General features: G+C 64.6%; 6 protein-coding genes and 1 pseudogene. 4 read left to right on the top strand and 3 right to left on the bottom strand.

From position 1 onward, the window contains the following. On the top strand, window positions 1-1,455 hold a 1,455-nt coding region (locus LRA89_RS13070), incomplete at its 5' end, for an ATP-dependent nuclease (protein ID WP_230770816.1). Between the two features lie 3 nt (window positions 1,456-1,458). Next, entirely contained in the window at window positions 1,459-2,277 is an 819-nt protein-coding gene (locus LRA89_RS13065) for an HNH endonuclease (RefSeq protein ID WP_230770814.1), read from the top strand. 123 nt (window positions 2,278-2,400) lie between these two features. Here LRA89_RS13065 and LRA89_RS13060 read toward each other — a convergent pair whose 3' ends face one another. From LRA89_RS13060 to LRA89_RS13050, 3 genes and pseudogenes are all read right to left on the bottom strand, one after another. Next, the gene (locus LRA89_RS13060) at window positions 2,401-3,432 is read right to left on the bottom strand and encodes a hypothetical protein (RefSeq protein ID WP_230770812.1); all 1,032 of its coding nucleotides are present in this window, start codon (window positions 3,430-3,432) and stop codon (window positions 2,401-2,403) included. A gap of 797 nt (window positions 3,433-4,229) precedes the next feature. Next, window positions 4,230-4,838 (bottom strand): annotated as a pseudogene (locus LRA89_RS13055) (aldo/keto reductase); the annotation flags it as partial. A gap of 70 nt (window positions 4,839-4,908) precedes the next feature. After that, on the bottom strand, window positions 4,909-6,027 hold the full coding sequence (locus LRA89_RS13050; protein WP_230770810.1) for an NADH:flavin oxidoreductase/NADH oxidase: 1,119 nt from the start codon (window positions 6,025-6,027) through the stop codon (window positions 4,909-4,911). 114 nt (window positions 6,028-6,141) lie between these two features. On the opposite strand from LRA89_RS13050, the gene LRA89_RS13045 reads away from it, so the two are divergent. Next, window positions 6,142-7,047, top strand: a complete 906-nt coding sequence (locus tag LRA89_RS13045) for a LysR family transcriptional regulator (protein ID WP_230770808.1) — start codon at window positions 6,142-6,144, stop codon at window positions 7,045-7,047. 78 nt (window positions 7,048-7,125) lie between these two features. Beyond that, complete coding sequence (locus LRA89_RS13040; protein ID WP_230770806.1) at window positions 7,126-8,610, top strand: protein kinase domain-containing protein; 1,485 nt, start codon at window positions 7,126-7,128, stop codon at window positions 8,608-8,610. Window positions 8,611-8,624 lie beyond the last annotated feature (14 nt).

Below are 8,624 nucleotides of genomic sequence, written 5' to 3'. Positions count from 1 at the left end.
TCATACGAGTGCTCGTATGACCAGTCGTCAAACCGAAAACTTCCCGCACCGTCCGCGCCCTCGTCAAAGGCGACAAGCATCCCGGATGCCAATGCTACCGCAAGGCGGCCTGCCGGCCACGCTTACACCGTTGCCAGAACCGAGGGAGTGGATCAGGCACTGCTCGCGCTAGTCGATGGTGAGGAATTCCACTTCGGAGCGCTGCGAAACGGCGGGGCGTATGATTCATTGCGACGCGGAAGCCGCTTCTTCCGCCCGGACGACCCGGCCCCGGTCGAGGACGCGGCCATCGACTTCGTTTTCTCGGCCCACGTGCTTAGCGCCGACAATCTCTACACCCTACCCTTCCGTTTCAACCGTGACGGCATCTTTCGTGACCGGGCGTCCGTCCTCATCGGTAGAAACGGGGTCGGGAAGACCCAACTGCTCAAGGCGATTGTCGATGGTCTTCACTCGGACCATGCAGCAGGCTTTCTCAGACCGCACTTCCTGCCCGCCTTTCGACCCTCGCGGGTTCTCGTCTTCTCCTCCGTGCCCACAGATCCGTTTCCCCGCTGGATCGCACCGTGGCACGGCATCGACTACGAATATTTCGCGGTGAACGCGTCTGGCGACGAAGGTGCAGACCCGCTGCTGGTCGCACTCGTCGCCTGCAAGAAATCGGAGGAGAGGAACGGGTTCGGCGAAAACCGGGACAAATCACGCTTGGATGTGGTCGAAGCCGCCCTCGACGCGATCGGTCTTTGGGACCGACTTCATCTTCCGCTCCGCCCTCGACGTCCGGACGACGAGCTTCCCCACGTCATCCAGCCGGGAGGTCAAAGCTATTTCCCCATCGGAAGACGCCTCAACGAGCAGAACACCATCCGGCTCATCCAGCAGATTGACTGGAACCGTCCGGCAATCGTCCTCGACGGGCAGATGGAGCCCCGCCGGTTGAGCAGCGGCGAATACGCGATGCTGCGCTTCGCGGCACAATCGGCGGCTGCGATCGAACAGGGCAGCCTGCTGCTCCTCGATGAACCCGAGACCCACCTGCATCCGAACTTCGTATCCGATCTGATGGAGATCCTGGACAACTTGCTCCAATCGACGAAATCAATCGCGGTAATCGCCACGCACTCGGCATACGTGGTCCGTGAGACGCCACGCGACCGAGTGAACATCCTGACGCTGGAGGAACGCGAGATCCGGATCGATGCGCCGCGCATGCAGACATTCGGTGCAACGATCGACAGTATTTCACAGTTCGTGTTCGGCGATACGAACATCTCGCACCGCTACCAGAGGACGCTCTCCGATTGGGCCGAGGGCGCCGGCCGCGAACTCGGGATCGACGGCGTAATCGAAGAGTATGGCGCCGAGCTAAATTCGGAGAGCCTATCCTTCATCGCACGTCGGTTGGCTCAGCCTCCGGCCGCCCAGCCCGCCCCCGACGAGCCGGAGGCGTTCTGACCGATGCAACACCTTCCCCTGCCGGCAACCGCCGCCGAGGACGAGGCCGTCGTGAAGAAACTCGTCAAGAAGGCCGAGTGGACCGCGCACGAGGCTGACTGGCTCACCGCATATCAGACGTATCGTGCGAACGGCGGTAGCCCTTTTGCCGTGGCCGCGCATGACTTCGGTCCCGGTGTCGGTCAGCGTCAATACGACCTATACGATACCCGAAAGCGGTCCGGCGACCTGAAGCGAATGCGCCAGAAGGCGGGGTTGAAATCGTGCCCAGTTTGCGGCTCGCCGGTGACAGGCGACCTCGACCACTATCTTCCCCGCGACCTGTATCGCGAGTTCTCGATCATGCGGGCCAACCTCGTTCCAGCATGCCGGCACTGCAATTCGGGCGTGAAGGGAACAACGGTCCACGGCAGGAATCCCCGCCGCTTCATCCATCCGTATTTCGACACCTGGGCCGCCGACGCTCTCTGGTATGTCGAGATCGTCCCGCCGTTCAAGGCAGCGACGTTCCAGCCACGCGTCCTAGCCGGACTGGCTGCGCCAAGGGACCAGATCGCCGCCTTCCACCTCGAGAACGTGCTCGGCACGCAGTTTCACCTGTCGATGGCGACCGAGTGGTCCACCCTGCCCGGCCAGATAAAGCTGCGCGACCCCGTCCTCAGCCTCCAGAGTGTCACGGATCAAATCGCCCTCGAACTTCGCGTCGCAATTATGTCGAAGGGCACCAATAGCTGGCAAGCCGCACTGATGCGTGGGATCCAGACTGCTCCGGCAGCGATAGCGCATCTCCGTCAGGAGGCGGTTCTTGCGGTGCTGCCGTAGTAGACACGAGAGTGCGATCGATATCCACAACGCCGCCGTTCGTATCGACACGCCAACGTTCGACATCGCGCGGTGGCAACCTTGCGACGGCCCGCTACAGGCGCCTCCGCGGGTGCCACCGGATCAATCAGCGAGCGTGCGCAGTGCCTGCAGCAGGTCGTCCGGGATGCGCTTGCCCCCCTCGCCGACCAGGTCAGCGAGCACCGCCTCATTGTGCTGGTCGACGCCGACGCGGAGCGCGGCCCTCGCCTCCTCGATCGACCACGGGGTCATGTCGCCGTTGTCAGCCGCAGCCAGTCCCTCCTCGGTACGCAGCGGCGTGATCTCCACGCGCGCGATACGCGTGCCCACGATCGCGCGGAAATAGCGCCCGAACCGGCGGGGCACCCGGGCGAGCTGCACGTTCGCGCGAACACCCCCCACCTTCAGACGATCGAGCAGGCTAGTCGACGCGTCCAGATCGGTGCCGGCTGTGATCTCCATGCGCGCGGTGCGCAGCGCCCACGGCAGGCGTGCGCCGATGCGGGCCAGACGCTCCAGCGCGTCGACCGCAGCCAGCCGGTATCCCTCGGCAGCCGTGGCATCCTCGATGATGGCCGCGCCCAGGATCAAACGCGTGCCCTCATCCAGACAGGCGAACATGGCATATGGGCGCCCGTCCGCACGCGGCAGGTTGATCGCCGAGCAGTCGAACTTGACCGCGTGGCCGGCCTCGCCGGTGGCGGCGACACGGCGCTGCTCGTCCTCGACGATCGCGCGCAGCTTCGACGTGCCGGGCAGGTCGTCCGTGGATACGCCCGCCTCCTGCACCATCATCTGCACAAGCTGGCTGACGCTCGCGCCCGCGTTCATCGACACGACCTTCGACACCACGGACTGCAGTGCGTTGACGACCTCGGGGTTCAGACGCGACTTCGTGCCGCCCGTCCCGGCGAAGGCGCCGAGCGCCACCAGCGAGGGCGCGGCACGCCAGTCCGCCGCCATCCGGTAGAATCGGCTGCTGCTCAGGCCAGTTGATTCGAGCGCCGATTCGATGTCGATCGTCCCCGCATTCCACTTCTCGATGGCGTCGAGCCGGTCCGTCGCGCGCCTCCGTTGGGCCGCCGTCATCGCGTTCCAGCGCTCGCGGTCGACCTCTGGGAGCGATGTCGGCATCGCGCCGTCCGACGCGGCATCTGAGCCAACACCTTCAGATTTCATGAGTTTTGTTCAAGTCGCTCGTCATAACCGTGCCTACATAGCACAAGGTTAAATTCCGTTCACGCACTTTTTGGATCGCGACGCATCTTTTTGACTTGAAATGAAGCGGCATCGGTGCCACTTTTGGATCGAAACGCAGCAGCAAGGAGCGTCTCGATGCCTACCCCTACCGACCCCACCGTTAACAACTCCCTTACGCCCGAATACGACCTGCTCTTCCTCCTGCTCGACCGCGACCTGGCTCGCCTGGAGCGTGTCCGCTCCTACCGTCGCCGTCCCCGCAGCCGCACCTCCAGCTGGCGCCAGGGTCGCCGCACCGAAGGCCGCGCGTGAAGGTCCCGACGCGATACGCCATGCATGTGGCTAGCCGTGGGGCGACGCGCAAGCGCCTGCTGGCTGCCCTGCGCCGCCCGCTGCCGACCGGCCCGTCGACGCAGTTCGACCGGGATCCCGATCACGAGTGGGGCGGAGCGGCGTGGCCGGCGACCGCCAAGATCACTCCTGCCGCCCGCCTCGCGATGGGCGGTGAGCCGATGATGATCGATGGCGACGTCTATCACGTCGATCAGATCTTGCCAGCAACGCGGGGCAAGTCGATCCAGATCGGTCTCGATCTCACCGACGTCGAGGATGAGGTGCTCACGTCCGGCGGCACGCAGCGCGACGTCCTTATCCTGCGTGGCACGGAATCCATGCGCTGCGACGAACGATCCGTCTGCCGTGCGATGCAGGTGCGCGATCTCGAGGTCCTGACGCCCCTGCTCGACCGGGCTGTAGGCCATGGCCGACATGCCATGCTCCGTCAGCCACGGAAGCAGCTCTCGTTCGGGGCCACGTCGCCCGAGGTTGTATAGGATCTGGTCGGTGACGCAGGCCGCGCCGCTTGCCGCCACCAACTCCTCCATGTCGTCGACGTCGAGATTGCTGACGCCCCAGTGGCGGATCTTCCCCGCCGTCACGAGCGCCTCCATTGCCCCGACCGTCTCGGCAAGCGGGACTCGACCGCGCCAATGCAACAGATAGAGGTCGAGCCGATCGGTCCGCAGCCGTCGCAGACTGACCTCGCACGCGCGTTCCAGCCGGTCGCGCGAGGCATTCTGCGGATACGCCTTGCTGACGAGGAACACGTCGTCACGGATGCCGGACAGCGCCTCGCCGACCAGTTCCTCGGTCGCGCCATCGCCATACATCTCCGCCGTGTCGACGAGCGTCATACCCAGTTCGACGCCCGCGCGCAGCGCCGCGATCTCGTCCGCGCGCCGGTCCGCGCGCTCACCCATGTTCCAGGTTCCCTGCCCGAGGCAGGGAACGGTCTCGCCACCAACGATCACGACTTCGTCGGTCTTGCGATAGTCGGTCATGCGGCCTCCTTTCCCCGAATATGGGATGCAGGAGGCCGCGTAGCCAGCCTCGGGTGCTCGCCCCCGGCCCTCAGTCGACAACCTCGCCGTTCTGCGGGCCGGGATAGCGCGCCAGCCAATAGGCATACTGGTCGGGCAGCACAGACGACGACTTCGCGATGCCGAGGTTGCGGGCCAGTCGGAACGGATAGTGCGGATCGGCGAGATGCCCGCGCGCGACCATCACAACGTCCATGCTGCCCTGATCGATCGCTGCCGTCGCGTCCTCGGGCTTGTCCATGCCCCAGGCCGTCGCCACCGGCAGTCCGGTTTCGGTCCGCACGCGGGCCGCGATCGGCGCCATGAACCCGTTGCTCCACGGTACCTTCGCCTCGATCGTCGAGAAGCCTATGCTGACGTTCAGGAAGTCGAGACCCTCGGCTTTGAACTTCCGCACCAGGTCGATTGCGTCGACCATGGTCTCCTCGTCCCGACCGTCGAACTCCAGCACCCCGAAGCGGGCGGTCAGCGGCAGGTTCTCCGGCCACACCTCGCGGACGGCGCGCAGCGTTTCGATCAGGAAGCGGCCGCGGTTCTCGGCGCTCCCGCCATACTGGTCCGTCCGGTGGTTGGCATGGACCGAGAAGAAGCTCTGGGCAAGGTAGCCGTGGGCGAAGTGCAGTTCGAGCCACTCGAACCCGGCTTGGAGCGCACGGACCGCCGCACTGACGAAGTCGGCCTTCACCCGCTCGATGTCGGCGATCGTCATCTCGCGCGGCACCTTGGGCAGACCGCCGCCGAAGGCGATGGCGGACGGCGAGATCGTGTCCCAGCCACCGGGCTCGCCGGTCGGGATGTGGTCGTCGCCCTCCCACGGCTTGTTGGCGCTGGCCTTGCGGCCCGCATGGCCGAGCTGGATGCCCGGCACGGCGCCCGCCGCCTTGATGCCGTGGGCGATGGCGGCCATGCCCTCGATCTGCCCGTCCTCCCACAGGCCGGTGCAGCCGGGCGTGATCCGGCCGTCGGGCGACACGCCGGTCGCCTCGACGATCACCAAGCCGGCACCGCCGCGCGCCAGACCGACATAGTGCGGCTGGTGCCACTCGGTCACGTAGCCGTCCCGCGCGCTGTATTGGCACATGGGCGGCACGCCGATGCGGTTGCGGAGCGTGACGTCCTTGAGGGTGAACGGCGTGAAGAGAGCAGTCATCGGCGAATCCTGGGCGAAGTTGTTCGACCCGACAGATGCGACGCCTCACGCAACTTGATAACCGCACGCCCACGATCAAGACTTAGGAACTCAATTCCGCAACGGAGCGATTCGATGGACAACCGAGCCAGCGAGATGCGCGTGTTCTCGCGCGTCGTCGAGACCGGCAGCTTCTCCGAGGCGGGACGCCGCCTTCACATGACGGCGTCGGCGGTAGGGAAGATGGTCGGGCGGATCGAGACGCGGCTCGGCGTCAGGCTGATCGAACGCTCGACGCGGAGGCTCGCGCTGACCGACGACGGACAGGTCTACTATGACCGCTGCCTCCAGATCCTGCAGGACATGGACGATCTCGACAACAACCTCTCCAAGGGAGGCTCGAAGATCTGCGGCACGATCCGCATCAGCGCCTCGGTCGGCTTCGGCATGTATGAGCTGGAGCCGCTACTCCCCGAGTTCTGGGCTATGCACCCGAACGTCACAATCGACCTGTCGCTGTCCGATGAAGTGGTCGACCTCTATCTGGAGCGAACCGACCTCGCCTTCCGGGTCGGCTCCCTCCCCGCCTCGAACCTCGTCGCCACCCGGATCGGCAGCTCTCCGCGCGTAATAGTCGCCTCGCCGCAGTATCTCGCAAAGCACGGCAGCCCTAGCACCATTGCGGAACTGGAGGGGCATAATTGCCTTGGATTCAACTTCCGCCGGTCGGTGTCGAGCTGGCCCATGCGGGACGGCGGCCGCGTGACCGAGCAGCCCGTGACGGGCAACTTCCTCGGTAACAGCGGCGAGGCCGTGAGGCGCATGGCCGTGCGAGGTGCCGGCCTCGCGCGGATCGGCCTTTTCCACGCCATCGAGGACATTCGAGCGGGCCGGCTGGTGCGGATTCTTGAGGACGTGTCGCCGCCGGAGACCGAGGAGGTGTTCGCCGTCCATACCGGCGGGCAGACGATGGCGCCGCGCCTGCGCGCCCTCCTTGACTTCGCGCTGCCGAGAATGCGGGCGAGCCTCGCTGCGCAGTGACGCATCGGTTGCGAACACGTCCGAGATATTCGATCGATCGCGCTTTGCGGACACCCGCCCCCATCATATCTTCTGCTCATGGCAAAAGCGGCGAAACGACGTATCGGGGATGAAATTGGCGGTTGGCGCCTTCAGGAGAAGATCGGCGGCGGAGGCAATGGCATCGTCTGGCGCGTCAGCAAGGCAGGTGAACCAGAGAGGGCGCTGAAGGAGCTTCGAAATCTCAGCGCCATAGCGAGAGACCGACTTGCTGCCGAAATCGAGGCGCTCGGGCTAGCAGCGGGAATCGAGGGGATAATTCCCCTGCTCGAGCATGATCTTCCCTTTGACCCGGCAAAGGCGCCGCGGTGGTTCGTCATGCCGATCGCGCGAGACATATCGACGCTTCTCGGGAAACGTGACGCACTTGCCGTTGTGAAGCACTTCGTCCCGCTGGCGAAGACCTTGGCGGAACTCCATGCGCTTGGAATCCACCATCGCGATATCAAGCCTGCCAACCTCCTCGTGCTGAACGGGCGCCTGTGCTTTTCCGATTTCGGGCTCGTGAAGTATCCCTCCCGGAAGGACATCACCCCGGACCGCTCCGATGTCGGGCCGAGATACACAATGGCACCGGAGATGCGGCGCGAGGCGGCAAAGGCGGATGGGTCGGCTGCCGACGTCTACTCGTTCGCCAAAACCCTGTGGATCGCACTCGTCGGAGAGCTTCGCGGCTTCGATGGGCAATACTCTCCCGTCGGGGTCCTGTCGCTTGGAGATAGACATCCTCGCATATTCAGCACTCCGCTTGACGAGCTGCTGTCCGAATGCACGGACAACGATCCCACCAAGCGCCCGTCGATGGTCGTTGTGCAACGGCGCCTGGCGGACTGGATCGTGACCGAAGAGGACTTCCACAAACGCAATCTCAGCGAATGGTTCGCCATCCAAAAGCAGTTGTTCCCGCATGGCGCGCCCTCGCAAGCGACTTGGACCGGGATCGACGAAATATGCTCCGTCCTTCGGCTTGCATCCAGCACCGAAGGCCTCAACCACATGTTCTTCGCGGAAGGCGGCGGAAACACCTTGCGAGCGGTTACGCTCGCAGCGGAACCCGGGTTCATCCGCCTCGATGCTGGGCTGCTCTCGGTCGCGAAGCCGCGGAAGCTAACATACGAGGCTTTCGGAATGGGCGCCCGCATGAACTATTTCCGGCTCGAGCTTGAAGACGTTGATCCGACTGGCACCCCCGGCGCCTACATCAGCCGGAATGGCCACTACGAGGCAGTATGCGAAATTCGTCCCGGAGAGTATGTTACGCCAGAAGCCTGGGAAAACGATGAATACAAGGGCTCGCCTCTTCCAGCCGGCGCCGCTTTGGTCTCCCGCCTACTGAAAGGTTCGCTCGTAATCTTCAGCACGAGATCTCCATACAACCTGACAACGGGGACCTATGACGGTCGCCACGACAAGGTGAGCGAGGCCGATTTCCGGGCATACATCGCAAGGAACGTCGCCCGTATGGAAGCCGATCGGAAAGCGGCCGCGGACGCGGGAGCAGGTGCCGATATGGACGAGGAATGAGCGGGTGAACGAGA

This window comes from Sphingomonas sp. Leaf4 (assembly GCF_920939515.1).
Lineage (GTDB): Bacteria > Pseudomonadota > Alphaproteobacteria > Sphingomonadales > Sphingomonadaceae > Sphingomonas.
This window is presented reverse-complemented; position numbering and strand designations above follow the sequence as displayed.

Bases quoted from the DNA above. Each gene is read 5' to 3' on its own strand.
- LRA89_RS13065 (WP_230770814.1), top strand. From the start codon at position 1,459: ATGCAACACCTTCCCCTGCCGGCAACCGCCGCCGAGGACGAGGCCGTC.
- LRA89_RS13045 (WP_230770808.1), top strand. From the start codon at position 6,142: ATGGACAACCGAGCCAGCGAGATGCGCGTGTTCTCGCGCGTCGTCGAG.
- LRA89_RS13060 (WP_230770812.1), bottom strand. From the start codon at position 3,432: ATGCCGACATCGCTCCCAGAGGTCGACCGCGAGCGCTGGAACGCGATG.
- LRA89_RS13040 (WP_230770806.1), top strand. From the start codon at position 7,126: ATGGCAAAAGCGGCGAAACGACGTATCGGGGATGAAATTGGCGGTTGG.
- LRA89_RS13050 (WP_230770810.1), bottom strand. From the start codon at position 6,027: ATGACTGCTCTCTTCACGCCGTTCACCCTCAAGGACGTCACGCTCCGC.